We start from the raw sequence: 25,416 nt of genomic DNA on the forward strand, positions 1-25,416 counted from the left end.
TGAGGTGGTGACTGTGTCTGCTCACTCGTCGGCGAACTCGACATCTTCGCCGTGCGTGTCACACGGACCGAGCTCCTCGGGCTCGGCTGCGAGCGCGTCGGAGGCCGGGGCGGGGACCTCGCCTGCGTGCGTCGGGCGCGGCCGGATCGTCAGCCCCTCGCGGGCGCCGAGGCCTTCCGTGTGAGTGAACACGAGCGGGTTGCGGAGCTCCTTCAGCCCCTCCGGGCGCTGGTGCGGCCGGTGCGTCAAGAGCCGCTCGTCGGTCAGCTCGAGCGGACCTGCCTCGAGCTCCGCATCGAGCGCATCGAGCTCCTCGGCGGACATCACCTCGAGGTCCTCGACCGTCACACCGAGCGACTCGTAGGTCGCGGCATCGTCACAGCCGGGGGCGACGACGGTCGCGGCGGTGAGAGCGGTGAGGGTGAGCGTGCGGATACGGGTGAAGATCGACATGGCCGGGAATCCTTTTGTGGTCCGCTGCTGGACCGGGATGCCGCCCCCTTTACAATCCTCGCGCCGTCGCGTTTCTCCTTGAAATTATTCAATTTCGCAGCGGAGCACCGATCGCCGCCGCAACACCCGTCGCCAGCGCTGCGGCCTGCCGCCGGCTACTCCGGTTGCCACGCGCGGCTCGCCGCCGCCGTGAACTCGGCGCGCCAGACCGGTCCGTGCACCAGCAGCTCGAACGCCGCCGCTGCGAGCCCGAGCCCGAGCGCCACCAGCAGCCCGAGTCCGAGCGGCGCTGGCAGGCGCGAAAAGGGCGCCGTCAGCACGCGCAGCCCCGGGATGAGCACCCCTGCCGCCGCCAGGTAATTGGCGAAGCCCATGCCGAACGAGAACCCGACGAACCACAGCAGCCGCTGTTGCGGCGGCCAGCCTGTCGGCGCCCGCGGGTCGACGATCCCCAGCGACACGTCGAACGCCTGCAGCGTCACCAGCCCGACGTACGTGAGCGCCAGCGCGAACGTGTAGCGCACCGGCCGCGAGTCGATCGCCATCCACCGCGGCATCCGGCGCGCGTGCTCCCCGTAGTCGAGGCGCCCCTCGAGCGCGCCGGCGACCAGCAGCAGCGGGAAGCAGGCCCACAGCATCGCCGCGTGGGCCTGCGCCGGGATTTGCCCGCCGAAGCCGTCGAACCGCGACAACACCATCGCCGCGAACACCAGCGCGAACAGCCAGAACAGCGGCGCCACCGCGGCCGGCGCCAGGTCTTGCTTGCGGGCCACCGCTCACCCCGTCCGTCGGTTCATCGTCCGCCGCGTCGGGTACGGCAGCCCGGCCGCCGCGCGCAGCCCGGCGCAGATCTCGAGCGCGTCGCCTGGCCGCCACTTCATCGGAAACCCCACGCACTGCGTCGGCTTGAGCGCGTGCACCTCGCAGGTGTTCTCCGGCGTCAGGTACACGCACGAGCGCAGCGCGTCCCCCTGGTCGATCAGACAGGTCGCCCCGTCCTCGCGCCGAACCGTATAACGGGCCAGGTACGCCGCTTCCTCCAGCCCCGCGTGGGCCGCCAGCCGCGTCACGTCGTCCGCCGTCAGGACCACGTCGCCGTCGCCGCGGCAGCAGTTGCCGCAGCGATGGCACGCGAACTCGGACACCTCGTAAGGCCACTCGCTCTCGGGGGGCGCCGCCATCGGCCGGACTATCGCCGCGCTCGCCGCCCGCGTCGAGCCCCCGCTGCGCCGCCTCGCTCACCCCGCGTCGAGCCTCCGCGGCGCCGCCACCGGCCGATCGCCGCCGCGCTCGTCGCCCGCGTCGAGCCCCCCGGGCGTGGCATCATCCGGGCGTGCTGCCTCGCCTGCTCCTCGCCAGCGCCATCCTCTCCGCCTGCGCCGCGAGGCCGGCGCCGCCGCCCCAGCCCGCGGCCGTATGTCCGGTCCCCGAGCGCGACGCCCCGCTCGTGCGCGCCGCCGACCTGTCCCCGGAGACAGCCGCCGCCGAGGCCCTCCTCCTGCGCAACGCCCGGCTCATCGACGGCAGCGGCGGCGCCCCGCAGCTCGGCGTCGACATCCTCCTCAAGGCCGGGCGGATCGCCGAGATCGGCAAGGGCCTCGCCGCGCCTGCTGGCGCCGCCGTCATCGACCTCGGCGGCCGCACCCTCCTGCCCGGCCTCATCGATGCCCACACCCACCTCCTCGGCCACATGCCCGCCTCGCACGCCGAGGCCGTCATGCTCGAGGTCCAGGAGAGCGACGCCGACCTCGCCTTGCGCGGCGTCGCCCACGCGCGCGCCACCTTGCTGGCCGGCTTCACCACCGTGCGCGACGTCGGCGGCACCTTCGCCATCCGCAGCCTGCGCGACGCCATCGCCGCCGGACGGATCGCCGGCCCGCGGATCGTCGCTGCCAACCACGCCATCGGCATCACCGGCGGCCACTGTGACGACACCAACGGCCTGCGCCCCGAAGTCTTCGGCGGCCCGCCCGACTTTCGCGCCGGCATCGCCGACGGCCCCGACGACGTGCGCAAGGCCGTGCGCCACCAGATCAAGCTCGGCGCCGACGTCATCAAGGTCTGCGCCACCGGCGGCGTGCTCAGCTCCGGCGACGGCGTCGGCGACCCGCAGCTCACCCCGGCCGAGCTCACCGCCATCGTCGACGAGGCCGCCCGCGCCGGGCGCAAGGTCGCCGCGCACGCCCACGGCACCGAGGGCATCAAGGACGCCGTGCGCGCCGGCGTGCACAGCATCGAGCACGGCAGCCTGCTCGACGCCGACGCCATCGCCCTCATGAAGAAGAAGGGCACCTTCCTCGTGCCCACCGTCTACGTCGGCCGCGTCGTCGAGCAGGCCGCCGAGACCGGCAAGCTCGCGCCCGACAGCGCCGCCAAGGCCCGCTTCATCGCCCCGCGCATGCGCGACAGCTTCGCCCGCGCCGTCAAGGCCGGCGTCAAGATCGCCTTCGGCACCGACGCCGGCGTCTTCCCCCACGGCGACAACGCCCGCGAGTTCGCCGTCATGGTCGACCTCGGCATGGCCCCCAAGGACGCCATCGTCGCCGCCACCCGCAGCGCCGCCGAGCTGCTCGGCCTGCGCGACCTCGGCCAGGTCAAGCCCGGCTTCATCGCCGACCTGCTCGTCGTCGACGGCGACCCCCTCACCGACATCCGCGTGCTCGAGCGCCCCGCGCTGGTCGTCCAGGGCGGTCGTCCCGTGCGGCCACCCGCCTGGTGATACCGAGCCTGCGGGTCGTCCAGGGCGGTCGTCCCGTGCAGCCATCCGCCTGTTGATGATGCCCCGAGCGTGCAGGAGGCCGCGCGCGCGTCGCCCAGGGCCGTCGTCCCGTGCAGCCGCCGCCTGAGCACGCCCCGAGCGTGCAGGGGCGCCCCGCGCGAGTCACCGGGCCGGTCGTCCCGTGCGGCCGCCCGCCTGGTGATGTGCCAAACTTCGCGCGCGTGCACTCCCTCCCGCGCGACCTCAGCCTGCGGCTCGACCCCATCGGCGACCCGTTGCCCGACCCCGCGCCGCTCCGCCACGCGGCAGTGCTCGCCCCGATCTTGATCGAGGAGACCCCCGGCGACGGCCCCCGCCTCCTCCTCATCGAGCGCGCCGGCAACCTGCGCAACCACCCCGGCCAGATCGCCTTCCCTGGCGGCAAGCCCGACCCCGAGGACCGCGACCTCGTCGCCACCGCCCTGCGCGAGGCCTGGGAGGAGGTCGCCCTGCCGCCGGAGCGGGTCACCATCCTCGGCCGCCTCAGCCCCGTCCCCGTCCCCACCGGCTACCTCATCATCCCCTTCGTCGGCCTCGTCGACGGCCCCTTCGTCCCCACCCACGCCGAGGCCGAGGTCACCGCCGTCCTCATGCCGTCCTTCCGCCGCGTCGCCGACCCCGCCCTCTACCGCTTCGCCGGCGAGCGCGAGTGGCAGGGCCAGCGCTACGAGCTGCACGAGTTCCAGATCCACGAACCCCCGCTGTGGGGCGCCACGGCCCGCATCGTCTACGACCTGCTGCAGCGCCTCGACCTCGCCCCTGCCCGCCCGCCCGAGGCGCCGTGATGCCGCCTGTCCCCAAAGACAGGGATTCACTGGATCTCTCTGCGACCTCCCACGCGCCGAAGGGACTCGCTTCGGACCCGCCGGGCAGCGCACAACCTGTCCCCGAGGACACCTCACTCGCCCCCGCCGTCTCACCTGTCCCCGAGGACACCTCACTCACCCTCACCCCTGCGATCCTCGCCCGCCTCGCCGCCGTCGCCGAGGCGAGCGGCCTATTAAAACTCGGCGTCGTCCGCCTCGACCATCCTGGCTTCGTCCCTGCGCGCGCCGCTCTGGACGCCTACGTCGCCGCCGGCAAGGCTGGTGACATGGACTTCATCCCGCGCACCCTCGACCTGCGCAAAGATCCGTCCGGCATGCTCCCTGGCGCGCGCACCATGCTCGTCGCCGCCGTCCCTTACGGCGGCGAGCCGGGCCCGATCGCCCGCTACGCCCGCACCGTCGACTACCACACCGTCGTCCACCAGCGCCTCATCGCCCTCGAGGCCGCCCTGCACGCCGAGCTCCCCGGCGTACGCAGCCTGATCTGCGTCGACACCAAGCCCGTCCTCGAGCGCAGCGCCGCCGCCCTCGCTGGCCTCGGCTTCATCGGCAAGCACGGCTGCCTCATCGTCCCTGGCCTCGGCAGCTACGTTCTGCTCGGCGAGCTCCTCTGCACCGCCGACTGGTCCGAACCACCTCCCTCCGCCCCGCCCCGGGGCGTCCCGTGGGACGCTTGCGGCGCCTGCACCCGCTGCCTCGACGCCTGCCCCACCGCCGCCTTCGACGCCCCTGGCCAGCTCGACCCCCGGCGCTGCCTCAGCTACCTCACCATCGAGCACCGCGGGCCTGTCCCCGAGGACATGTCCGAAAAGTTCGGCGAGCGCCTGGCCGGCTGCGACGTGTGCCAGGAGGTCTGCCCCTACAACGCCGGCCTCGGCCGCAATGCGCGGATCCCCACGGTCGCCTGGCTCCCGCCCGCGCCCCGGCCCGCGCCCACCGTCACCGCCATGGCCGCGCTCGGCGGCGCCCAGTACCGCGGCTTCGTCCGCCACACCGCCCTGCGGCGAATCCCCCACCGCCTCATGCGCCGCAACGCCCTGCTCGCGCTCGGCAACCGCACCGGCGCCCCCGACCCCGACGAGCGCCACGCCTTCGCCGCCGGCCTGCTCGAGCCCGACTCACGCGTCCACGACGCCGCCCGCTGGGCCGCCGCCCGCCGCGGCCTCGACGAGCAGGCCCTGACCCCCGAGCTCGAGCAGATCCGCCGCGAACGCGAGGCAGCAGCCGCCGCCGCCCTCGCCGCCGCCGAGGCCCGCGAGCAGGAAGACGACTGACTCCCGGCGCCCGTCGTCTTTCAAACTTTATGACATGTCCTTGAAGACATTGTCGGAAGGACATGCTCCCAAGAACATGTCCTTCACGCCATCTCTGTGAACCACACCTACAACTGCCTCATCCCCGCGCCGCCTGCCCCGGCCTCATCGCCGCAGCCCTGCTGACCGACGTCCCTTCGGACAGCCTCAGCTCCGCCCCGCCAGCCACGCCGTCATCGCCGCGTGCCCGCTGCGCAGCGCCGCCGGTCCCGCGTCGAGGCGGAACGGCGTCACTCGCGGCAGGTCGTCGACCATCAGCACCTTGCGGCCTGGCCCATCGGACAGCCCGTGCGGCACCCCGGCCGACAGCCCGCGCCACGGGCTGCGCGAGCGCAGCGCGTGGTGGAGCGCTCGCTCGCCCGGCTTCAGCGCGCACAGCCCCAGCCGGTCCGCCACCCCGCCGTCGAGCAGCAGTCGGCCCTCGTGGCGCAGCGGGCGGAACATCAGCGGCACCGTGCACGACGCCTGGATCGCCGGACCCAGCGGCCCCTGGTCGACCGCCCGGACCCGGCGCGAGCCCACGTCGTAGACCACCGCCGCGAACGGCAGCCGGCAGTCCTCCACCTTGCGGACCCCGCGGTCGTCGAGCAGCGAGCGCAGCTTCGCCGCGAACTTCCCGCCCTTGAGCAGCCCCCCGAGCGGCAGCCCCGGGTCCCAGAAATCGGCCCGACGCAGGCGCAGCAGCTCCTCCGCCAGCTCGGTCGCCGACAGCCCCGAAGCCCACAGCCCGCCCGCCAGCGCCCCCGCGCTCACCCCCACGATCCGCCGCGGCGAAAGCCCGGCCTCCTCGAGCGCCTGCAGCACCCCCGTGTGGGCGAAGAAGCCGAAGAACCCGGCCGACAGGGCCAGCGTGAACGGCTCGGCGGCCAGCCACTCGCGATTGGAGGCGTGCGTCATGGATGACTCAAGGGACATGTGCGTACAGCAACGCCAGGACACGATAGCCGGCCACCAGCTCCTCGGGAAGCCCGGACCCTGGCAGCCCGCGAGCGCGCGCCTCGGCGAACAGCTGCGCCAGCGCCAGCGAAGCGGCCGCGAACAGCGCGTCGTGCGATGCCTCCTCTGCCAGCGCGCGCTGGATCTCCGCGTTGCGGCGCCCCAGCTCCACCGACCACGCTCGCCCCTCCACGTTGCCCAGTCGCGCCGCCTGCCACGACAGGATCGCCCCCTCCACCGCCACCGGCCGCACCAGCGCCTGCTTCAACAACCCCTCGAACCCGCGCGGCCCCGCGGGCAGCCGGCGCAGCGGGTGCTGCTTCAGCGACTGCGCGCACATGTCCGCAAGGGCATGTCCTTCGATACCTGTCCGTTCGCGCATAAACTCTGCGACAGGTGAGCCCGGCGCCGCGCAGCGCTCGCGGAACGCGTCGAGCCCGGCCCGTTGCGGCGAGCCCGGCGCGTGCAGCAGCCGCTCGCGCAGCGCCGTGCGGACCACCTCGCGGGCCAGCCCCTTCACCTGCGCCGCCAGCCGCTCGCTGCCCGCCCGCGCCCCTTCGCGCGTCAGCGCCAGGCGCCCGCCGATCCAGTCGAGCGGCGGCGGCAGCTCGACATCGCTGATGTGCAGCCCTCCGCCCCACACCGCGATCTTGGCCGGCCCTGCCTCCACCCGCAGCGCCCCCAGGCCCAGCGCGTCGGCCACCGGCAGCACCGCCAGCGGCGGCCCGGCCCCGCCCGCGCGACGCAGCGGCGCCCGGCTCGGCCGCGCGTGCATCGTCGCCGTCCCCGTCGCCGCCGCCGCCAGCGGGTGCCCGGCCGCGTGCAGCAGCCGCGCCTCGCCCGGCGTCACCAGCAGCACCGGCCCCGCCAGCGCCCGCGTCCCCGACCCCGGCGGCAGCAGCCCCAGCCCCTCCGTCCGCGCGTCCGAGCGCGACACCATCCGCACCGGCTCGAGCGTGCGCGGGTCGTAGCGGATCCACAGCGGCGCATCGATCACCTCCGCCACCGGCAGCCCCAGCCCCTCCGCCACCAGCAGGTGCGCCCGCAGCTCCGCCCGCAGCCGCGGCGGCTTCGGCGATGCCAGCGCCTGCTCGATCGCACCTGGCCCGAGGACCAGCCGCCGCTGCGCCTCCGCCGGCCCCGGCAGCAGGTGCCCCTCCGGCGTCGTCGGCATGTCCCAGAGGACAGCTGCCCCGATCACCCGCTCGCACAGCGCCCGGCCCTCGCGGCTCAGCGCCCACGGCTCGTGGAGTGGGTCGCGCGAGCGGAAGGTCGTCCAGCGCTGCTTCGGATCTTCGACCACGATCCCGCCGACCTCGCGGCAGCGGACCAGCGCCTGCTGCAGCGTCACTGGCTGCCCCGCCATGTCGTGCCCGACCTTCAGCGCCAGCAGCGGTGACTCGTCCCACGCCAGCTCCGCCAGCTCCGCCCCGCCCGGCTCGCGCCGCGGCCGGTAGCGCACCGCCAGCCCTGCCCCCGTCAGCGCCCCCGCCTGCGCCCGCACCAGCGGCAGCTCCCACGGGCTCTCGTGGGCCAGCGCCGGCGCCAACAGCCCGGCGATCGCCCGCTGCGCCGCCGCCTTGCAGCTGTCCGCGATCGCGTTCAAGAGCCCCTTCTCGGCCCGCAGCCCGTCGATCGTCAGCGCCTCGGGCGTCTCGCCGACCAGCTTGGCCACCAGCGTCACCCCGGCGATCGTGCGCCCCGCCTCGCGCACGTGGGCCACCCGCCGCTCGTGGAACAGCAGCGCGATCGCCCCCTCCTCGGCCGACGCGAACCGGTGCACGAACGCCTCCAGCGTCAACTGCACCCGCCCCGCCGGCGTCATCACGCTCGCCTCCGGCCCCATCGCCACCTGGCTCGAAGGCAATGAACTTTTGAACAGGTTTGAAAGGTCAGCTCGCTCGAACTGCGGGCTCTCGCCGAGCGCTCGCGCCGGCACCGGCCGCGCCTCTGGGATCGCCTTCTGCAGCAGCGCCAGCTCCGACGGCCACAGCGCGAACACCCGCGCCCGGATCGCCTCCGGCACCGACGACGCCTGATGCGGCCACACGTACACCAGATCGCGGCCCTGACGGCAGCGCTGCGCCACCTGCTCGAGCGGCGCCGGCCGGCCCGACACTGTCGGCACGTGGCGCAGCTCGCTCGGCCACTGGACCGCGAACCCGGCCGCGCTCGTGTCCGGGAAGCTGTGCGCCCGCGCGTCGAGCAGCCACGCCGCCAGCAGCTCGCAGCCGGCGTCGATCGCCACCGACGCCTCGTCCGCCGTCAGCCGGATCCGCGGACAATCGATCCACCCCGCGAACTCGGCCGGCGTCAGCCCCAGGCGGGTCAGCGCCGGCGCCAGCGACACCAGCCGCACCCCCTCGCGCACCAGCCATGGCCCGCCCTGCTGCGGCGCCCAGCCCCACGTCCCGATCGGCGCCTCGGCGGTCCCGAGCGCCACCTCGAGCCCCGGCAGCGGCCGCCCCAGCCGGAGCCACGAGCTCGCCTTCTCGCTCGGCTCCGCCCCCGGCAGCGCCGCCAGCCACAGCTCCGTCAGCGCCGCCTCCGCGCTCGCCTGGCGCGCCAGCCAGCTCGTCAGCCGGCGCCCGAAGCCCGGCCGCGGCCACTGCAGCTCGACCTCGAACGCCTGCGGCAGGCAGCGCCCCGCCGACCGCTGCTCGCCGTACGGATCCTGCCCCGCCGCGAAGCTGTCCTTACGGACATATCGCACCGCCCCCGCCGAAGTCCGCACCTCGACCGCCACCGGCGACCCTGCCAGCGCCTCGTTGACCCCCGCTCCGACCAGCCGGCGCCACGCCGCGAACTGCCCCATCGCACATGTCCCTTCGGACATGTCCGAATCACCCTCCGCCGCCGCCAGCACCAGCCCGCGCAGGTCGACCCCCGTGAAATCGAAGCCGCCCGTCGCGAACGTCAGCGTCAGCGTGCGCAGCTCGCCCTGCTCCTGCTCCTTGGCGAAGCCACGCGCCCCGCTGGCCACCGCGTTGGCCGCCCGCACCAGCGGCTGCGTGAAGTGCCACGCCCCTGGCCGCGGCAGCTCGCGCAGGCGCAGCACCGCCTCCGTGCGCGCCACCGTGAACGCCCGCAGCGCCCCGCCCTCGCCCTCGCCCCGGCGGATCCGCGCCAGCGCCAACGCCACGCTCGGGTGCAGCTCGCTCATCCGCACGCCCTCGCTCGCCGCCCCGCCACGGCCGTCAGTCTACCGCAACTCCGCCCCGTCACTCGCACACGAGCGGCCCGGCCACGCACTTGAGCTGCTGCGTATCGACGAGGATATACGGTCGCAGGCACCCCCACGCCGCGCTCGCCGTGTTCTGCCCCCTGCAGAGGGCGAACACCTTCCCTGACTCCAGCCATAGCGCCGCCTCGGCGTACTCATAATTAAAGTCCTCGACCACCTCCCGGCGCGAGATCACGAACTCGCCCGCGATCTCGAGCGTCACTCGATCGGAGCCGAGCACCGGCCAGCTCAGCTCGAACGAGACCTCGCCGATCACGCGGTCGCGCAGCGCCTCGATCAGGCAGTGGACCCGCGACAGATCTTCCGTGCTGACCGTCTCTTCCGACTCCGGCGGGCCCTCGAACGAGAACAGCCCCGCGACCCCGTTCGACGGGCACACCACCGTCGTGTGGCCGCACGTGAACTGGACCGGCAACCCCTCCTCTTCCGGGCGCTCGGACGTCTCGAACTCGAGGCACGACCCGCCGGTCGTCGTATCACTCGTCGTCGTATCACTCGTCGACGTCGTGCTCGTCGGCGCCGTGCTCGTGTTCGTGCCCGTGCCCGTGCTCGTCGTCGTGCTCGAGGTCTCCGTCGTCCCGTCCGTCGTCGTCGTCGCCGCCGGCAGCGGCCCGCAGGCCAACCCGCTCCCCATCAACGTACCGACGAGCATCACCAGGTTCGACCTCTTCGCGATCGTGTGCACGGTCCCGCGACTGTCGCACGCCCCAACTCCGCGCGCCATCTTGCGACCTCGCGCAGCGCGACCTCAGCCCGCCCGGCCGAGCCCTGCGTCGATCGCCTCTGCCACCCGCTCCGGCGGAGGCCCCTCGCTCAGCTGCGCGCGGATCGCCAGCGCCAGCCCGCGTCCCGCCGCTCGCGGCTCGGCCGGATGGCTCTTCGCCGCCGCCCGCAGCAGTGGTTCACCGGCGTCGAGCCACAGCGGCGTCGCCCGCCAGCACGCCCCCGCCAGCGGCTGACCTGTCCACAAGACCAGCACCCCCTCCGGGCTGCGGCCCAGCTCCACCCCCACGCCGCCGCGCGGCGACTCGCTGCCTGGCTCCGTCCCCACCCGCAGCTGCACCGGCGCCCCCGCGGCCTGCAGCCCGGCCTCGACCGCCGCTCGCAGCGGCTCTGCCTCGCCCGCCGCCTCGCCGACCAGCGCGCAGCAGCGGCCGAGCTCGGCCAGCGTCAGACCTGTCCCTTCGACCAGGCGCCCCAACCACTCGAGATCGCCCGCCTCCGCCGCCAGCACCGGCACCCCGGCCGCCCCGGCCGCCGCCAGCAGCCGCTCCGTCGCCGCCTCGTTCGTCCCCGGCGGCGCCCACAGCAGCGGCCGCCCTGCGGCTTGCAGCTGCCCCAGCGTCAGCGCCCGCCCCCCTGCCAGGTCGCGCAGCACCGGCCGCCCGCTTAGGCTCGCGCCGAGGTGGCCGCGCTCGCGGGCCAGGTGCGCGTGCAGGTACGCGTAGTGGTCGTGGCGCGCGCGCGTCCACGGCCCCGGCTCGGCCGCCGCCTCGGCTGTCCTTTCGACCAGGCGCTCGCGCAGCCCCGCGATCGCCTGCGCGATCTTCCCCAGCACCGCCGCGCGGCCCGGGTCGTCGACCACCTTGTCGCGCGCCATCGTCGTGCGCAGGTTCGGCGAGTCGGCCCAGACTTGCAGGTGCTCGAGCGTCGGCCCTGGCGGCGGCTGCAGGTCGGCCAGCAGATCCGCGGCTGTCCCTTGAGACAGCACCAGACCGCGCCGCAGCATCACCGCCGCCGGCGGGACCGCGAACGCCACGTGGATCGCCCCGTCGGCCTGGGCCTCCACCGCCGCCAGCGCCCCTGGCGGCGCCGGAGCGTCCTGGATCAGCTCCGGACCCTCGCCGCCGGCCACGTCCTCGAACGACAGCTCGAGCCTGCAGAACCGGCACCAGCGCCACAGGCTGTCGCGCACCGCCTCGGCGATCGGGCCGCGCTCGGGCGCCCGGCCGCGGCGCAGCAGCGTCACCGTCGTGCCCTCGAACGGCTCCGCCAGCGCGCGCTTGTCGAACCGGCGGTCGGCGTAGAACGTCAGCTCCCACGCCTCGCCCGCGCGGCCCGTCTGGACCACCACCGCCTCGGGCTGCCACGCGAACACGCTGACGAAGCCGATGCCGAACCCGCCGGCCATCGTGCGGTCGTCGGCCTTGGTCGACGCGAACAGCCGCGTCAGCCCGCCGTCGACGATCGCCTCGTCCATGCCCGCGCCGGCGTCGGCCACCCGCAGCTCGAACACCACCTCGTCGGGGTCGGCCGACTCGCCCGGGTGGACGTCGAGCGCCACCTCGGCGCGGTCGCTGCCCGCGTCGAGGGCGTTCTGGACCAGCTCGCGCAGGAAGTCGTACGGCCCCTCGAACTGCGCGACCAGTCGGTCGAGCAGCGCGGCGACGTCGCTCACGCTCGCCCGACCTGTCGTTTGGGACCTGTCCGTGAGAACATGTCCTCAGTCACTCATGTCTCTTCGGCCAGCAGCGCCGCCAGCTCCGGGTCGGCCGCCAGCAGGCCGCGCACGTCGCCGGCGATGTCGAGCTCGAGCGGCGAGTTGACGGCCGGGCGCCCGCGCAGGCCCCAGATGCGCTTCGACTGGTAGCGGACCGCCCCGAGCGGGTCGCCGTGCAGCATGATGCAGCTGTCGAGGCCGGCGTCCGGCTCGCACGTCTCGGTGCGGATCTTCACGGACTTGTCGTCCTGCAGCAGGCGCATGTGGGCCCGGCCCTCGTGCTCGTCGGGCTGCCACTCGAACAGCTCGAACGAGCCCCGCAGCAGCGAACCCTTGTAGAGCGCGCCGAATTGGCGCCGGCCGCGGGCCTCGAACACCACCAGGGCGCCGACGGTGTCGCCCGCCTTCTTGGGCACCTGGGTCAGCCACACGCGGTTCGTGAGCGGCAGCCGGTCCTCGGCGTCCTCTCCGCCGCACGCGGCCATGGGTGTCAGGGAGACCCCGAAAAGCGCCAGGGTCGCAGTTTGCAGAGTGCGCGTAAAGCTGGTCACGGTGCGCTATGGTCGCAACAGTCATGGTTCGTCGCAAGCGTTCCGCAACAGTTCCCTGCTTTGGCCCGTTGCTCGTGCTCGGGGCCGCTATCGCGGCAGCCGGCTGCGAAGGAGGCGCCGGCAAGGCCTCCCCAACTCCTGCCGTCGCGAGCAAGTCCGAGAGCAAGTCCGACGCGCCCAAGAAGAAGGCGAGCCGGCCGGTGCCCTCGGCCGCGCAGCTGCTCGATACCGCCAAGAAGTACTTCGCGCCGCTGCCCGCCTCCGCTGATTCGCCGAACAACCCGATCACCCTCGAGAAGGTCGCGCTCGGCCGGATCCTCTACTACGACACGCGCCTGTCGAAGAACCACGACCTGTCGTGCAACAGCTGCCACAAGCTCGACGAGTACGGCGTCGACCACGAGGCGACCTCGCCCGGCCACAAGAAGCAACGCGGCGAGCGCAACACCCCGACCGTCTACAACGCGGCCATGCACATCGCCCAGTTCTGGGACGGCCGCGCCACCGACGTCGAGGACCAGGCGCTCAAGCCGGTGACGAACCCGGTCGAGATGGCGCTGGCCGACGAGGCCGCCTGCGTCAACTCGGTCAAGTCGGTGCCCGGCTACGCCGACCTGTTCAAGGCCGCCTTCCCGGCCGACCCCGACCCCTGCAACCCGCGCAACATCTCGCTGGCGATCGGCGCCTTCGAGCGCGGCCTGGTCACCCCCGCGCCGTTCGACGACTTCCTGGGCGGCAACATGACCGCGCTCAGCTCCGACGCCCTCCGCGGCCTCGAGCTGTTCATCGAGCTCAACTGCGTCAGCTGTCACACCGGCCCGACGCTCGGCGGCACGATGTACCAGAAGCTCGGCGCCGTGAAGCCGTACGAGTCGAAGGACGTCGGCCGCTTCAAGGTCACCAACAAGCCCGAGGACAAGTTCGTGTTCAAGGTCCCCGGCCTGCGCAACGTCGCCAAGACCGCGCCCTACCTGCACGACGGCTCGGCCAAGGAGCTCGGCGACGCGCTCGACGTCATGGCCGAGTACCAGCTCGCCAAGGGCAAGCTTTCGGACGAGGAGAAGACCTACCTGATCGCCTTCCTCGACAGCCTCACCGGCAAGATCGACATGGACTACATCAAGCTGCCGGACCTGCCGATCAGCGGCCCCGACACCATCAAGCCCGACCCGAACTGATCGGAACGTCGCGCCCGCCGAGTCCCGCGCAGCAGCCCATGCCGCGCGGGACTCTTCGTCTTCGTGGCATCGGCCCGGCCGACGGGCCGCCGGCGAGCCTGCAGCGACCCGCTGCAACCGGTTCGATCACGCGCGTCGCCACCGAGGACATACCCTGTCCTCGAGGACACATTGTTCATCGCCCCTGGACGCGGGCCCGCAGCCCGCGAGCCCGAGCCCGTCCGCGCGACATGTCCCTTCGAACATATGCCATCCATGCCGTGACCGCGGCATCGCTGTCACACTTGACCCCCCTCGCCCGGCCGGCTAACCCCGTCCTGGTATGCGTTCCCTTATTTTTGGCTTCTCCGCGCTCCTCCTCCTCGCCGCCGCCCCGGCCTCCGCCGCCGAGTTCGTCACCACCAGCGACACCGACTTCGAGCCACCCTCGGTCGTCATCGTCTCGCCCGCCGACGGCAGCAGCTTCGACGGCACGCCCGACGCCGTCGTCCCCGTCACGATCGAGCATCAGGGCTACCCGAGCCCGACCGACGTCTCGCTGTGGATCGACGAGGCCGAGGTCGGCGCCTGCCCCGAAGCGCCGCCGTGCACGTTCGAGGCGACCCTGGCCCCCGGCACCCACGTGCTGAAGGCCGTCGGCAACGACGTCATCGCCGGGACCGACGTCCACGAGATCACGATCGAGGTCAAGGCCACCAGCGCCGAGACCGAGTCCGGCAGCGACACCGACACCGACCCGACCGGCCAGCCCACCGGCACCGGCGCCGACACCGACGCCACCGACACCGACGCCACCGACACCGAGAGCGACAGCAGCGGCAGCGGCGACGGCGACAAGCAGGGCTGCGGCTGCAACGCCGGCCCGGGCGCCGCCGACGTGCTGGGCCTGGCCCTGTTCGCCCTGTTCGCCCCGTGGCGCCGCCGGCGTCACGCCTGAGCGCCAGGACGAGCCATGCGATCCGCGAGCGCCAGCTCCGACTCGACCCGCCGCGCCACCGAGCGAGCGCCCGGGCACGGCGAGCGCGCAGCGATCGGCCTCCTGCTGCTCGGCATCTTCGCGGTCGCCTGCGCGCCCGAGCCCGCGGCGCCACCTGTCCCCGAGGCCATGGTCCGCCGCCTCACCGCCTTCGAGTACGCCAACACCGTGCGCGACGTCCTCGGGGTCGAGGCATCACTCGCGCGCGAGTTCCCCGGCGATCCGCCAGCGCTCGGCTTCGACACGGTGGCGACCTCGCAGCCCCCCTCTTCGCTGCTGGTCCAGATCTTCCAACACTCGGCGGAGTCGATCGCCGACGCGACCCTGCGCTCCGAGTCGGCCCGGGCGGCGCTGCACGTGTGCACGCCCGCGCCCGCCGATCCGTCGCCGTGCCTGCGCGCGATCGTCGAGTCGCTGCTCACGCGCGCGTGGCGGCGCCCGCCCGAACGCGCCGAGCTCGAGCGCTACTTGGCCCTCATCGAGCCCGCCGAGCTCGACGCCGGCCTGCGCCTCGTGATCGAGGCCGCCTTGCTGTCGCCGCAGTTCACCTTCCGCTGGGAGCGCGACGCCGGCGCGCCGGGCGAGTCGCACTGGCTCGACGACCACGCCCTCGCCGTGCGCCTCTCCTACTTCCTGTGGAGCAGCGCGCCCGACGACGAGCTGCTGGCGCTGGCCGTCGTCGGCCGCCTGCAGGACGCGTCGGTGCTGGCCGAGCAAGTCGAGCGCATGCTCGCCGACCCACGCGCGGCCGGCTTCGTCGACGGCTTCGCCGGCCAGTGGCTGCACTTCCGCGGCCTCGACGACATCTTCCGCGACGCCCACCGCTACCCGCGCTACGACGAGGCCGTGCGCGACTCGATGCGCGAGGCGATGCGCCGCCGCTTCCGCGAGTTCCTGGTCCCCGGCCGCGACCTCCGCGACCTGCTGCTCGACACCCACGCCCACGTCGACGCCGAGCTGGCCGCGCTCTACTACCTGCCCGACGAGGTCGCCGTCGGAGAATTCACGCGCATCGACCTCGGCCCGCACAAGCGCCGCGGCCTGCTCACCGAGCCAGGCCTGATGACCGTGCTCGCCTATCCGTTCGCCAGCGCCCCGACCCGCCGCGGCCGCTTCGTGCTCGAGCAACTGCTGTGCTCGCCCCTACCGCCGCCCCCGCCCGAGGCCGCCGCCCAGCCGGTGAGCGACGCCAGCACCGCCCGCGAGCGCCTCGCCCACCACCGCGCCGATCCGGCCTGCGCCGGCTGCCACGCGATCCTCGACCCCATCGGCCTCGCCTTCGAACACTTCGACGCCGTCGGCGCCTGGCGCGGCAGCGAACACGGCGAGCTCATCGACGCCGCCGGCGAGCTGCCCACCGGCGAGCGCTTCGCCGACGTCCGCGAGCTGGCGGCGATCGTCGCCGACGACCCCCGCTTCCCCCGCTGCGTCGCCACTCATGTCCTGACCTACGCCCTCGGCCGCCCGCTGGTCGCCGAGGACCAACCCGTCCTCTCGAACATTTATAAAAAGTTCATCGCCGCCGACCGCGACCTGGTCGCGCTGATCGTGGCCGTGGTCCAGAGCGATCCGTTCCGGGCCCGCCGCGCCCAGGAGGCCCCATGAGCCTCTTCTTCAAGGCGCCGGCGCGCACACATCACCTGTCCTCTCGGACATTTGATTCGTCACCCCCGCGCGCGACTCCTCCATCCTCACATGTCCTCGCGGACATCCCATCCGGAGGCCCCATGAGCCTCCCCTTCAAAGCGCCTGCTCGCGCAGCTCGCCTGTCCTCTCGGACATTTGATTCATCGCCCCCGTGCGCGACTCCTCCGCGCATGGCTCGCACATCTCACCTGTCCTCTCGGACATCTCATCAGGAGGCCCCATGAAGTCCGCCACGCGTCGGGGCCTCTCGCGTCGCGCCTTGCTGGCGGGCGGCGCCGTCGCCGTCGGTCTGCCCTTCCTCGACGTCATGCGCCCGCCTGCGCGCGCGGCCGGGCCCGTGCGGCCGCGGCGGCTCCTCTGTTACTTCGTGCCCAACGGTGTGCGCGGCGACGCCTGGTTCCCCGCGTCCGACCCGGTGCTGCAGCTCTCGCCCTCGCTGGCCGCCCTCGCCCCGGTCAAGGAGCGCGTCATCGTCTTCTCCGGCCTCGCCAACGCCCCTGGTTTGCCCGAGCTGCCGGGCTCGCACGCCTCGGGCACGGCCGCCTTCCTCACCGCTCGCAAGGCGCGGCGCTCCGAGGTCGATCTGCACGTCGGCGTCTCGCTCGACCAGCGATACGCCGCCGCGATCGCCGGCGCCACCCCGCTCGACTCGCTGCAGCTCGGGTGCGAGGGCGGCGGCTCCTTCGGCGCCTGCGACATCGGCTTCGCCTGCGCTTATCACCGATCGATCTCCTGGTCCTCGTCCACCACCCCGCTGCCCAAGCTCACCTCGCCGCGGCTCGCCTTCGACCTCCTCCTCGCCGGCGACGATCCCGGCGCCAGCGCGGCCGCGCGGGCCCGGCGGCGGGCCCAGCGGCGCTCCGTGCTCGACGTCGTGCTCGCCGACATTCATGACCTCGAGGGCGACCTCGGCGTCGGCGATCGCGTCCGTCTGGACGCCTACCTCGCGGGCTTGCGCGCGCTCGAGCGCCAGGTCGACGCCCCCGCTGGCGCCTGTCCGGCCGCCAGCCCGCCCGGCGAGCCCGCCGATTTCCTCGCCCACCTCGACCTCATGAACGAGCTGATGGTGCTCGCGTTCGCCTGCGACCGCACGCGCGTCCTCACCTTCATGCTCGGCAACGCCGCCAGCAACCGCGCCTTCCCCTTCCTCGGCGTCGAGGGTGGCCACCACGACCTCTCGCATCACGCCGGCGACGCCAGCAAGATCGCCGGCCTGCGCCAGGTCGACGCCTGGCAAGCGGCCCAGTTCGCGCGCCTGCTGCAGCGGCTCGCCGACACCCCCGACGGCGACGGCGACCTGCTGCGCTCGACCATCGTCCTGCTCGGCAGCGACGTCGGCGACGGCAACAGCCACTCCCACCACGACCTGCCGGTCCTGCTGGCCGGCGGCGACGACCTGTGGGGTGGCGGCCGTCACCTGGCCTATGAGACAGGCACCCCGCTGGCGCGCCTCTACGTCTCGCTCCTCCAGGCCCTCGGCCTGCCCGACACCCGCTTCGGCGAGGACGGCGACGGCCCGTTGACCGGCCTGCGCCTCGACGCCTGACGGGTTCGCCAGGAGATGTGTCCACAGAACATGTCCTCGAGGACATGTCTACTGGGACACCAAATAAGACAACCTCCGGAGTCGCGCCCACGACCTCGACGGCTGCGCTCACAAACACCAACCTCATGACCTACGGAGTCGCCCTCGACCTCGACGGTCACCTCCTAAGACACCGACCCGACGCTCTCCGGGACGCCACCCCCCTCGGCGCCTGCGCTCACGGCTTCGTCTGCTTCACGGCCTTCTTCTTCTTCGGCCCCTGCTTCTCCGCCAGCAGCGAGTCCATCCTCGCTGGCGGCACCACCAGCCACCAGCGCTGCTCCACCTCGTCGAGCAGCACCAGCCCTTCCTTCGAGGAGTAGCCCAGCGACACCTTGAAGTCGCCTTGCTCGACCACCCCCCAGCGACCGAGCGGTACCCGCCCGCGGAACTCGTTCGCCTCTTCCTCGCGCTTCGCGGTCGCGAACTCCTCGCGCGTCACCGCCACGTCGCCGTGGCCCGCCTCCGCCAGCGCCACCAGCCACGCGCGCGCCTGCAGCCGCAGGCTCGAGGTGCCCGCACCTGCGGCCACGCTCGCGAACAGCTCCGGCAGGCCCTCGAGGCTCTGCATGCGGAACGCCAGCGCCCCCGCGTTGAGGCGGGCGGCCAGCTCGTCCCCGTCGGCCGCCGCCGCGCGCTCGAGGATCGTCATCGCCGCCGGCAGGTCGCCCGAGAAGGCCACCACCAGCGCCGCGTTGTTCAGCGCCAGCGCCCGATCTTTCCCGGTCTTGCGCTCGGCCAGCGCCGTGAACCCGTCGAACGCTCGCTGCAGCAACGCCTTCTCGCCCTCGCGGCCCGCGATCGCGTCCACCGTCGCGTTGAAGAACGCCGCCGCGTCGGCATCGACCCCGCTCGGCAGGCTCTTCACCGACTTCACCGCCGTCAGCAGCAGCTCCTCGTCCTCCCACGCCAGCGCCCCCGCCAGCTGCGCGCGGGCCTGCTGCAGCCGCAGATCCGGATCCTCCTGCAGCGTCGCCGGCAGCGGCGCGCTCGCCAGCAGCCGGACCTTGCGCGGATCGGCGAGCAGCCGCGTGCTCGAGAACACCAGCCGCCACGCGTCGCGCGACTCCGGGAACTTGCGCGTCAGCGCCAGCGCCTGCTCGGGCAGCTTGCGCAGCAGCGCCAGCGCCGGCGCGCGCTGCTTGGCCACGAACTTCGGCATCGCCTCGCGCGTCAGCGTGAACAACAGCTCGAGCACCGCCGCGCGCGCCGGGTCGTGAGCGCGGAAGCCGTGGACCAGCGCCATCAGCTCCGCCAGCTGCGCGTCGAGGTTCGGCGGCGGTGCCTCGGGCGCGCGCGTCATCTGGGTGGCGAGCTCGCCGATCATCACCAGCGGCACCGTACCGAGCGCGACCTCGTAGTAGAGCCGGTCGTGATTGGCCAGCTCGCGGGCCGCGCGGACGTGGCGGGTCGCGATCGCCAGATCGAAGTTGCGCTGCAGCGCCACCACTGCCAGCCCCGTCAGCGGGCGCGCGTCGCTCGGGTGCGCCGTCGCCATCGCCTTGAACGTCGCCTCCGCGTCGCCCAGGCGGTTCAGCTTCAGCAGCAGGTGCCCGCGCTCGAGCTGCAGCGTCAGCTCTGGCGTTTGCCCGATCTCCGCCACGCGTCGCACCAGCGTCGCTGTCGCGTCGAGATCCGCCAGTCGCTTGGCGAACGCCGCCGCCTTGGCCTCGCCGGCCTCCTCGGGCCCGCGCGCCGCCGCCAGCGCGCGCGCCTCCTCGGCGCACGCGAGGTCGAGCGCCGTCAGGCACGACCCCGTCAGCTCCGCGTAGTCGCCCCCGGTCGCGCGCGCGCCCTTGCGCTGCACCGCCAGCCGGCGCAGCGCCACCGCCTCCGCGAACTGTTCGGCCTCTCGCTTCGCCTGGCTCGCGCGCACCAGCACCTCCGGCACCGTCGGGTGACGCGGGTGCTCGCGCAGCAGTCGCGCCGTCACGTGCATGTGCAGCGAAGGCGCCCGCTCGACCGCCCGGCCCGCCGCCGCCAGCGCCTCCTCGATCTGCTGCGCCTCGAGCTGGGCCTCCTTGCGCGCCGTAGCGATCGCCAGCTCGAGCAGCTGACCGAACAGCGCGCTGCGCTGGAACAGCCGCAGGCTGTCGACCACCCCGTACGCCTTCGTCAGCGCCGCCAGCAGCTCTGGATCGTCGCTGCCGGCCACCACCGCGCGCTCCGCCAGGATCAGCCCGCGCGCGAACAGCAGCGCCGTCTGCATCATCGATCCGGCGTCGCGCGTATCGAGCTTGTCCCACGCCGCGATCGCCTCGCGCGCCTCGGCGATCCGCTTCGGCGACTTCGGGTCGCCGGTCAGCGACGACTCGACCCTGGCCTTGAGCCACGGCGGCAGCACCTCGTGCAGCGGCGGCTGCGGCCCCGGGTCGAGCTTCGCGGCCACCGCCTCGAGCTCCGGGTCGCCCGCCTGCGCCGGCGCCGTCGCGCGCGCCTCGGGCTTCGTCGTCGCCGTGGAGGCCGGCCTGCACCCGGCCGCGAAAATCACCACGAGCGCGAGTCGTCGCATCGGCCGCCAGCTTACCGCGAGCCGCGCAGCGCCGTCTCGACCGCCGGATCGCGCCAGCCGACCGCCAGCCACAGCGCGGCCGCGAGCGCGAACGCGGCCGCGAGCGCGAAGGCCCACTGCAGCCCGAACTCTGCCGCGTGGCCGGCCGCGCCCGAGCCGACGAACCGCGCCGCCCCGTAGCACAGCGCCGCGTACAGCCCCTGCACCGAGTTGCGGAAGTCCGGCGTCGCCTTGTGGTCGAGCACCATCGGCGGCAGCAGATACAGGCTCATCACCACCGGCCCGTGCAGCACCTGCGTCGCCAGCACCGTCGTCGGCGTCGCCTCCACCGCCAGCAGCGCCATCCTCACCGTCATGCACCCCGCCCCGAACAGCATCAACGAGCGCACGCTCGTGCGGCGCAGGATCGCCGGCGCCAAAAAGATCCACGGCAGCTCGAACAGCACCCCGAGGTTCGACACCAGACCCACCCACGACGGATCGATCCCCACCTCGACCACCAGCCGCGGGTAGAACGCATAGAACACGCTGATCGACGCGAACAGCAGCACCAGCGGCCCGACCAGCGCGAACGTCGGCGGCCGGCGCAGCTCGGCCCACGCCGCCGCCGTCGGCACCGCCGTCGCGCTGCGTGGCTCCGGCACCACCCGCGGCAGCAGCGGCGCGCACAGCACCGCCAGCGCCGCCGCGGCCGCGCCCGTCAGCATCGCCGCGCGCCCGCCCGCGAGGCCCGAGTGCATCAACGCGAACAGCACGAACGCCGGCGCCATGAAGCCGAGGCTGCCCCACACCCGCAGCGCCCCGTAGTTCGGCGGTGTCGCGCCCGAAGTGCGCGCGCGCGCCATCTCGGTGAACGCCAGCGCGTCGAGCAGCGGCGTCATTGGCGTATAGGCCAGCCCGAACGCCGCCGACAGCAGCAGCGCCGCCGCGAACTCCTCGGCCCACGCGAACGCCAGCAGCACCGCGCACGACAGCGCGTAACCGACGGCCACCAGCGTGCGCCCCGGGACCTTGCGGTCGGCGAGGGCCGCCACTGCCGGCGGCGCGACCAGGACGGCGAGCCCGTAAGCCCCGGTGATCCAGCCGATCTGGCTGTCCGGTAACTTCAGGTCATGTCCCAAGAATACTGGCACATAGGGCAGGTACGCCCCGACCACCGCATACAGCAGGAAGTAGTGGAGCTTGAAGCCCGCCGTGCGCATGCGGCTCAGCGGAACACGTGCTCGCGGTAGAACCGGAGCTCGGCGATCGACTCGCGGATGTCGTCGAGCGCGCGGTGGGTCTCGCGCTTGGTCGGCGCGCTGACGGTCGGGTACCAGCGGCGGACCAGCTCCTTGATCGACGACACGTCGATGTTGCGGTAGCTGAGGTGGCCGGTGAGCGCCGGCATGTAGCGGATCAGGAACCGGCGGTCGTGGCCGATCGAGTTGCCGCACAGCGGCGACTTGCCGGCCGGGCAGTGGCGGCGGACCAGCTCGAGCACCTGCGCCTCGGCCTCGGCCAGCGACACCGGCGACGCCTTGACCGCCGCCGTCAGCCCGCTGTTGCCGTGCTGGCGCGTGCACCACTCGTCCATCGCGTCGAGCACCGCGTCGGGCTGGTGGACCACCAGGTCGGGGCCCTCGGCGACGACGTTGAGGTCGCCGTCGGTGATGATCGCCGCGATCTCGAGGATCTGGCAGTGGTCGGGGTCGAGGCCCGACATCTCGAGGTCGATCCACACGAGCGGCGGCGCGGCGTCCATGGCCGCGCGATCCTACTACGGCTCTTGCAGCGCCGCGAGCACCTGACCGATCTCCGTCAGCTCCGGATCGCCGGGCAGCGCCTTCTTCGCCGCCTCGAGTCGCTCCCACGCGCGGTCGATCGCGCCGACGTCGCCGGCGTCGTACTGGATCGTGCGCAGCGCCGCCGCGTAGGCCAGCACCGCCTCGCCCTTCTCCAGCCAGCCCGTCTCGCCGGACAACAGCTGGGTCAGCTTCCACTCGGCGCTGGTCTGCTTGGCCTCGCCCGTGAGCGCGTCGACCCAGAGGATCTCGACCTGCACCACCCCTTGCGGGTCGAGCTCGTCGACGCACGGCCGCAGGCGGCGGTGGATCACCGAGTTGTCGGTCGGCGCCGCGGTCACGTGGTCCTGGCCGAGCACCTGCGCCTCGTCCGGCACGTCGGCCACCAGCTCGAGGCCCGGCGGCAGCGTCACGCGGACATCGACCGCCGAGGCCGTCAACCCGACCAGGCTGAGGAAGCGCTGGCCGAGCTGGGTCTCGGCCGCGCCGCCGCTGCCGACGTAGATCGAAGGGCCCGCGCCGGCCACCCCGATCGCGTCGATGAGGCCGCTGCGGTAGAGGCCCGGGTCGCCGACGCCGACGCCGATCGCGTGCACGCCGGTCTTGTTGGCGACGTCGCCGGCCCGCTTGGCCATCTGCTCGAGGTCGTCCTGGGTCGCGGTCGCGCCGCCGTCGCTGACGAGGATCAGGCGGTTGATGTCCTTCGGGACATACGCCTTGTCGGCCTGCGCGTAGCCGGCGGTCAGCGCCTGCGTCAGCTCGGCCGAGCCGCCGACGGTGAACCCGTCGATCGCCGCCAGCAGCTCCTTGTCGTGCGGGCCGGACACCATCTTCACCGGCAAGAGCGGCGCGTCGGCCTCGTTCCAGCTGACCACCGCCACCGTGTCGCCCGCGCGCAGCTTGCCGGCCAGCACGTGGCCGGACTGCTTCAGCAGCTCCAGCGCCTTGCCCTCCATCGAGCCCGAGTTGTCGAGCGCCAGCGTCAGGTGGACCGGCGGGCGGTCGGCCTCGGCCAGCTCGGGGCCGCGGATCGCCACCTGCAGCTCGTAGAGGTCGCCGAGGTCATCCTGGCTCGCGCGCAGCTGCGCCCCCGCGAGCAGCTGCCCCGGCGACGCCGCCGGATAGGCGAACGTGTAGTAGTTGAGGAATTCCCACGGGCGGATCGACACGCTCGTCAGCGACGGCCACTGCCCGAGCATCGCCTCGCGCGCGTGGGCCGGCGACGACATCGCGTCGGGGTCGCGCGCCGCCAGCCGCCACCCCGTGGTCTGGTCACCCGCGCACACCACGTCTTCGGGGACGTTCTGCGGGTCCTTCTCGTCGATCGGAGCCGGCTCGTCCGAGGGCGGCGCTGGCAGCTCGCTGGTGCCCGAGGTCGAAGCGCCGCCGGTCTCGTCGTTGCCGGTGGTGACCGCCCCGTCGGACGCCGCCGTCGTGCCCTCGCCGCTCGATTCGCCCTGCGAGGCCGACAGCCCGGAGGCGAAGCCACCGAAGCCGTCGGTGTCGGTGTCGCCGTCCTGAGCGCCGCCGACGTTGGCCGCCGACGAGCACCCGGCCGCCAGCACCGTCAGCGCCAGGCTCCACGGCCCCAGCAGCGCGCCGGGGTGGGACCACCGGGGCCGCGCGCGCGGCTCGTTTTCGGGGCGAACTGCGTCCGCGGGGCTGGCGGCAGCAGGGGTTGACGGACACACGGGGGGGGACCCGCGAAGAGAGGACATGGCGACCTCAGACAAGGAGTAATTCAGTGGGTCGGGCCGAAGCCCGCGGCCTGGAGGCCCGCCCGAAGCCCGCACGGGGCCCGGAGCGCAAAGTCGGGACGCAAGAGGCCGAACTCGGCCCGACATCAGTATATCGGGCCTCGCCGCGGCGCGCCAACCGGCGGCGGCGACCGGGCCCTCCCCGGCGAGCGCAGACCGGCGTCAAGTCGCGGGCGGCCCGAGCACCCGGTCGAGGGCGGCGCGGATCCATGCGATGTGATCGTAGTCGGAGCGGCCGCTGATGGCCTGCGGCGCCACGACCCGCGCCACCACGTGGCCGGGGGAGTCATGCGCTTCGGCCGGGCGCTCCACGAGGTGGATCTCCACCTCCTCCGGACACCCGCTGCACCGCGGCAACGCTACCTGACCGCCGTAAGCGTCGACGCAGTCGCGATAGTGCAGCCCGATGACCTCCGGGGCTTCGACGGCGAAGCCCGAGCGGTCGAATTCCCCCAGCCGCACCATCACCAGGCCGAGCCCGTGCAGGAAGTATGTCGCCTGCTGCAGCGCCGGCAGGTCGCGCACCAGCCCGTCGAGCTCGAGGTCGACGCTGCCGAAGCGCCGCATCCCGCGGGTCGTGAGGCGCACCGCTTCGGGCTGGCGCGGGTCGACGAACGGGACCACCGCCACCTGGTCGGCGACGTTGCCGAGGCTGGCCTGCAGCCGGCGCGCAGCGAACGCCGCCGGCCCGAAGGTCTCGAGCGTGTCGGGGTCGTGCACCAGCGCGCCGGTGTCGGCCGCCACCGCCCGCACCAGCGCCTGCAGCAGGCGCAGCCCGCGGACCGCGTTCTGGTTGCGGTAGAGCGCGCGCACCATCACCAGCTGGGTGCGCTCGGGCAGGCTGGCCCGCTCCTCGGGCTCGAGCGCCCGCGTCAGCTCGGGGTCGGCCAGCAGCTTGGGCTCGACCGCCGCGGCCGGCAGCGCGTCGATCTCGAGGCCCAGCAGGTCGGACGTGGCCCACACCCGGGCCGCCGCCTCGGGGTCGAGCGGCGGCTCGTCGGCCCTGGCCTGCGGGGCAGCCTGCCCCGGCCCGTGCAGCGCGCTCAGGTCCGCGCGCGGCGGCGTCGCCACCAGGTCGAGCAGCAGCTCGACCTCCGGGTCGCCCACGCTCTCGGCGAACATCCGGCGCACGATCGCCTGCAGCTCCTCGCGCGTCGGGGCCGGCCCGGGCGGTCCGGGTAGCAGCAGCACGTACCCGAAGGAGATCCGGTCGGCGAACACCACCCGGTGGGCGGCGGCCTCGGCCCGGCGCGCCTCCTCGGCCGCCAGCTCCGCGGGCGTCGGCTCGGGCGGCGGCGCCTCCTTCGTCGGGCTCGGCGCCGGCTGCTCGGGCGCCGTCGCGCTCGGCCGCGCCTGCTCGGCCGGGCGCCCGCAGGCCAGCCCGTACACCAGGACATGTCCCAACAGACATGTCCGATTAAGCATTGTCCTTCGAGCCATGTCCTTCATGACCTG

The 25,416-nt window shown here is 73.5% G+C and carries 20 protein-coding genes; 7 read left to right on the top strand and 13 right to left on the bottom strand.

Annotation, left to right across the window (positions count from 1 at the left end; all coding sequences use genetic code 11):
- Nucleotides 1–21: 21 nt before the first annotated feature.
- The 3 genes from POL25_RS14875 to POL25_RS14885 all read right to left on the bottom strand — a co-directional run bounded on the left by POL25_RS14875 (nucleotide 22) and on the right by POL25_RS14885 (nucleotide 1,634).
- Nucleotides 22–453: a hypothetical protein gene (locus tag POL25_RS14875; RefSeq protein WP_272086669.1), complete on the bottom strand. Its 432-nt coding sequence runs from the start codon at nucleotides 451–453 to the stop codon at nucleotides 22–24.
- 155 nt (nucleotides 454–608) lie between these two features.
- Nucleotides 609–1,226, bottom strand: coding sequence for a hypothetical protein (locus POL25_RS14880; protein WP_272086670.1), 618 nt, complete (start codon nucleotides 1,224–1,226; stop codon nucleotides 609–611).
- A gap of 3 nt (nucleotides 1,227–1,229) precedes the next feature.
- Nucleotides 1,230–1,634: a YkgJ family cysteine cluster protein gene (locus tag POL25_RS14885; protein WP_272086671.1), complete on the bottom strand. Its 405-nt coding sequence runs from the start codon at nucleotides 1,632–1,634 to the stop codon at nucleotides 1,230–1,232.
- 152 nt (nucleotides 1,635–1,786) lie between these two features.
- On the opposite strand from POL25_RS14885, the gene POL25_RS14890 reads away from it, so the two are divergent.
- The 3 genes from POL25_RS14890 (at nucleotide 1,787) to queG (ending at nucleotide 5,312) form a co-directional block, all read left to right on the top strand.
- Nucleotides 1,787–3,172 (top strand): metal-dependent hydrolase family protein, encoded by a 1,386-nt coding sequence (locus POL25_RS14890; protein ID WP_272086672.1) that lies wholly within the window; start codon nucleotides 1,787–1,789, stop codon nucleotides 3,170–3,172.
- A 221-nt stretch (nucleotides 3,173–3,393) separates the two neighbouring features.
- Nucleotides 3,394–3,996: an NUDIX hydrolase gene (locus tag POL25_RS14895; protein WP_272086673.1), complete on the top strand. Its 603-nt coding sequence runs from the start codon at nucleotides 3,394–3,396 to the stop codon at nucleotides 3,994–3,996.
- The gene (queG, locus tag POL25_RS14900; RefSeq protein ID WP_272087255.1) at nucleotides 3,996–5,312 is read left to right on the top strand and encodes a tRNA epoxyqueuosine(34) reductase QueG; all 1,317 of its coding nucleotides are present in this window, start codon (nucleotides 3,996–3,998) and stop codon (nucleotides 5,310–5,312) included. The genes POL25_RS14895 and queG overlap by 1 nt, the downstream gene beginning before the upstream one ends.
- Before the next feature lie 186 nt (nucleotides 5,313–5,498).
- Here the strand turns inward: queG and POL25_RS14905 are convergent, their stop codons facing one another.
- The 5 genes from POL25_RS14905 to POL25_RS14925 form a co-directional block, all read right to left on the bottom strand.
- Complete coding sequence (locus POL25_RS14905) at nucleotides 5,499–6,248, bottom strand: patatin-like phospholipase family protein (protein ID WP_272086674.1); 750 nt, start codon at nucleotides 6,246–6,248, stop codon at nucleotides 5,499–5,501.
- A gap of 7 nt (nucleotides 6,249–6,255) precedes the next feature.
- The gene (locus POL25_RS14910; RefSeq protein ID WP_272086675.1) at nucleotides 6,256–9,450 is read right to left on the bottom strand and encodes a hypothetical protein; all 3,195 of its coding nucleotides are present in this window, start codon (nucleotides 9,448–9,450) and stop codon (nucleotides 6,256–6,258) included.
- Nucleotides 9,451–9,508: 58 nt separating this feature from the next.
- Nucleotides 9,509–10,216, bottom strand: a complete 708-nt coding sequence (locus POL25_RS14915; RefSeq protein WP_272086676.1) for a hypothetical protein — start codon at nucleotides 10,214–10,216, stop codon at nucleotides 9,509–9,511.
- A gap of 63 nt (nucleotides 10,217–10,279) precedes the next feature.
- Nucleotides 10,280–11,929: an ATP-binding protein gene (locus POL25_RS14920; RefSeq protein ID WP_272086677.1), complete on the bottom strand. Its 1,650-nt coding sequence runs from the start codon at nucleotides 11,927–11,929 to the stop codon at nucleotides 10,280–10,282.
- 53 nt (nucleotides 11,930–11,982) lie between these two features.
- Nucleotides 11,983–12,456, bottom strand: a complete 474-nt coding sequence (locus POL25_RS14925) for a hypothetical protein (RefSeq protein WP_272086678.1) — start codon at nucleotides 12,454–12,456, stop codon at nucleotides 11,983–11,985.
- A 140-nt stretch (nucleotides 12,457–12,596) separates the two neighbouring features.
- On the opposite strand from POL25_RS14925, the gene POL25_RS14930 reads away from it, so the two are divergent.
- From POL25_RS14930 to POL25_RS14945, 4 genes are all read left to right on the top strand, one after another.
- The gene (locus POL25_RS14930) at nucleotides 12,597–13,700 is read left to right on the top strand and encodes a cytochrome-c peroxidase (protein ID WP_272086679.1); all 1,104 of its coding nucleotides are present in this window, start codon (nucleotides 12,597–12,599) and stop codon (nucleotides 13,698–13,700) included.
- A gap of 322 nt (nucleotides 13,701–14,022) precedes the next feature.
- Nucleotides 14,023–14,637 carry an MYXO-CTERM sorting domain-containing protein gene (locus POL25_RS14935; RefSeq protein WP_272086680.1) on the top strand — a complete coding sequence of 205 codons (615 nt, stop codon included), beginning with the start codon at nucleotides 14,023–14,025 and terminating at the stop codon, nucleotides 14,635–14,637.
- Nucleotides 14,638–14,652: 15 nt separating this feature from the next.
- Nucleotides 14,653–16,281, top strand: coding sequence for a DUF1592 domain-containing protein (locus tag POL25_RS14940; protein ID WP_272086681.1), 1,629 nt, complete (start codon nucleotides 14,653–14,655; stop codon nucleotides 16,279–16,281).
- Between the two features lie 262 nt (nucleotides 16,282–16,543).
- A complete protein-coding gene (locus tag POL25_RS14945) occupies nucleotides 16,544–17,869 on the top strand; it encodes a DUF1552 domain-containing protein (protein WP_272086682.1) in 1,326 nt (441 codons plus the stop codon).
- 217 nt (nucleotides 17,870–18,086) lie between these two features.
- Here POL25_RS14945 and POL25_RS14950 read toward each other — a convergent pair whose 3' ends face one another.
- From POL25_RS14950 to POL25_RS14970, 5 genes are all read right to left on the bottom strand, one after another.
- A complete protein-coding gene (locus POL25_RS14950) occupies nucleotides 18,087–20,420 on the bottom strand; it encodes a hypothetical protein (RefSeq protein WP_272086683.1) in 2,334 nt (777 codons plus the stop codon).
- An 11-nt stretch (nucleotides 20,421–20,431) separates the two neighbouring features.
- The gene (locus POL25_RS14955; RefSeq protein ID WP_272086684.1) at nucleotides 20,432–21,622 is read right to left on the bottom strand and encodes an MFS transporter; all 1,191 of its coding nucleotides are present in this window, start codon (nucleotides 21,620–21,622) and stop codon (nucleotides 20,432–20,434) included.
- Nucleotides 21,623–21,627: 5 nt separating this feature from the next.
- Entirely contained in the window at nucleotides 21,628–22,164 is a 537-nt protein-coding gene (orn, locus tag POL25_RS14960; RefSeq protein ID WP_272086685.1) for an oligoribonuclease, read from the bottom strand.
- Nucleotides 22,165–22,179: 15 nt separating this feature from the next.
- Nucleotides 22,180–23,895 carry a vWA domain-containing protein gene (locus POL25_RS14965; RefSeq protein ID WP_272086686.1) on the bottom strand — a complete coding sequence of 572 codons (1,716 nt, stop codon included), beginning with the start codon at nucleotides 23,893–23,895 and terminating at the stop codon, nucleotides 22,180–22,182.
- A 228-nt stretch (nucleotides 23,896–24,123) separates the two neighbouring features.
- Nucleotides 24,124–25,401, bottom strand: coding sequence for a hypothetical protein (locus POL25_RS14970; protein WP_272086687.1), 1,278 nt, complete (start codon nucleotides 25,399–25,401; stop codon nucleotides 24,124–24,126).
- Between the last annotated feature and the right edge of the window lie 15 nt (nucleotides 25,402–25,416).

The organism is Nannocystis bainbridge (assembly GCF_028368995.1).
In the GTDB taxonomy this organism is placed as follows: Bacteria; Myxococcota_A; Polyangia; order Nannocystales; family Nannocystaceae; genus Nannocystis; species Nannocystis bainbridge.

Bases quoted from the DNA above. Each gene is read 5' to 3' on its own strand.
- POL25_RS14940 (WP_272086681.1), top strand. From the start codon at position 14,653: ATGCGATCCGCGAGCGCCAGCTCCGACTCGACCCGCCGCGCCACCGAG.
- POL25_RS14945 (WP_272086682.1), top strand. From the start codon at position 16,544: ATGAAGTCCGCCACGCGTCGGGGCCTCTCGCGTCGCGCCTTGCTGGCG.
- POL25_RS14970 (WP_272086687.1), bottom strand. From the start codon at position 25,401: ATGGCTCGAAGGACAATGCTTAATCGGACATGTCTGTTGGGACATGTC.
- POL25_RS14935 (WP_272086680.1), top strand. From the start codon at position 14,023: ATGCGTTCCCTTATTTTTGGCTTCTCCGCGCTCCTCCTCCTCGCCGCC.
- POL25_RS14925 (WP_272086678.1), bottom strand. From the start codon at position 12,456: ATGGCCGCGTGCGGCGGAGAGGACGCCGAGGACCGGCTGCCGCTCACG.
- POL25_RS14910 (WP_272086675.1), bottom strand. From the start codon at position 9,450: ATGAGCGAGCTGCACCCGAGCGTGGCGTTGGCGCTGGCGCGGATCCGC.
- POL25_RS14955 (WP_272086684.1), bottom strand. From the start codon at position 21,622: ATGCGCACGGCGGGCTTCAAGCTCCACTACTTCCTGCTGTATGCGGTG.
- POL25_RS14905 (WP_272086674.1), bottom strand. From the start codon at position 6,248: ATGACGCACGCCTCCAATCGCGAGTGGCTGGCCGCCGAGCCGTTCACG.
- POL25_RS14950 (WP_272086683.1), bottom strand. From the start codon at position 20,420: ATGCGACGACTCGCGCTCGTGGTGATTTTCGCGGCCGGGTGCAGGCCG.
- orn (WP_272086685.1), bottom strand. From the start codon at position 22,164: ATGGACGCCGCGCCGCCGCTCGTGTGGATCGACCTCGAGATGTCGGGC.
- POL25_RS14875 (WP_272086669.1), bottom strand. From the start codon at position 453: ATGTCGATCTTCACCCGTATCCGCACGCTCACCCTCACCGCTCTCACC.
- queG (WP_272087255.1), top strand. From the start codon at position 3,996: ATGCCGCCTGTCCCCAAAGACAGGGATTCACTGGATCTCTCTGCGACC.
- POL25_RS14885 (WP_272086671.1), bottom strand. From the start codon at position 1,634: ATGGCGGCGCCCCCCGAGAGCGAGTGGCCTTACGAGGTGTCCGAGTTC.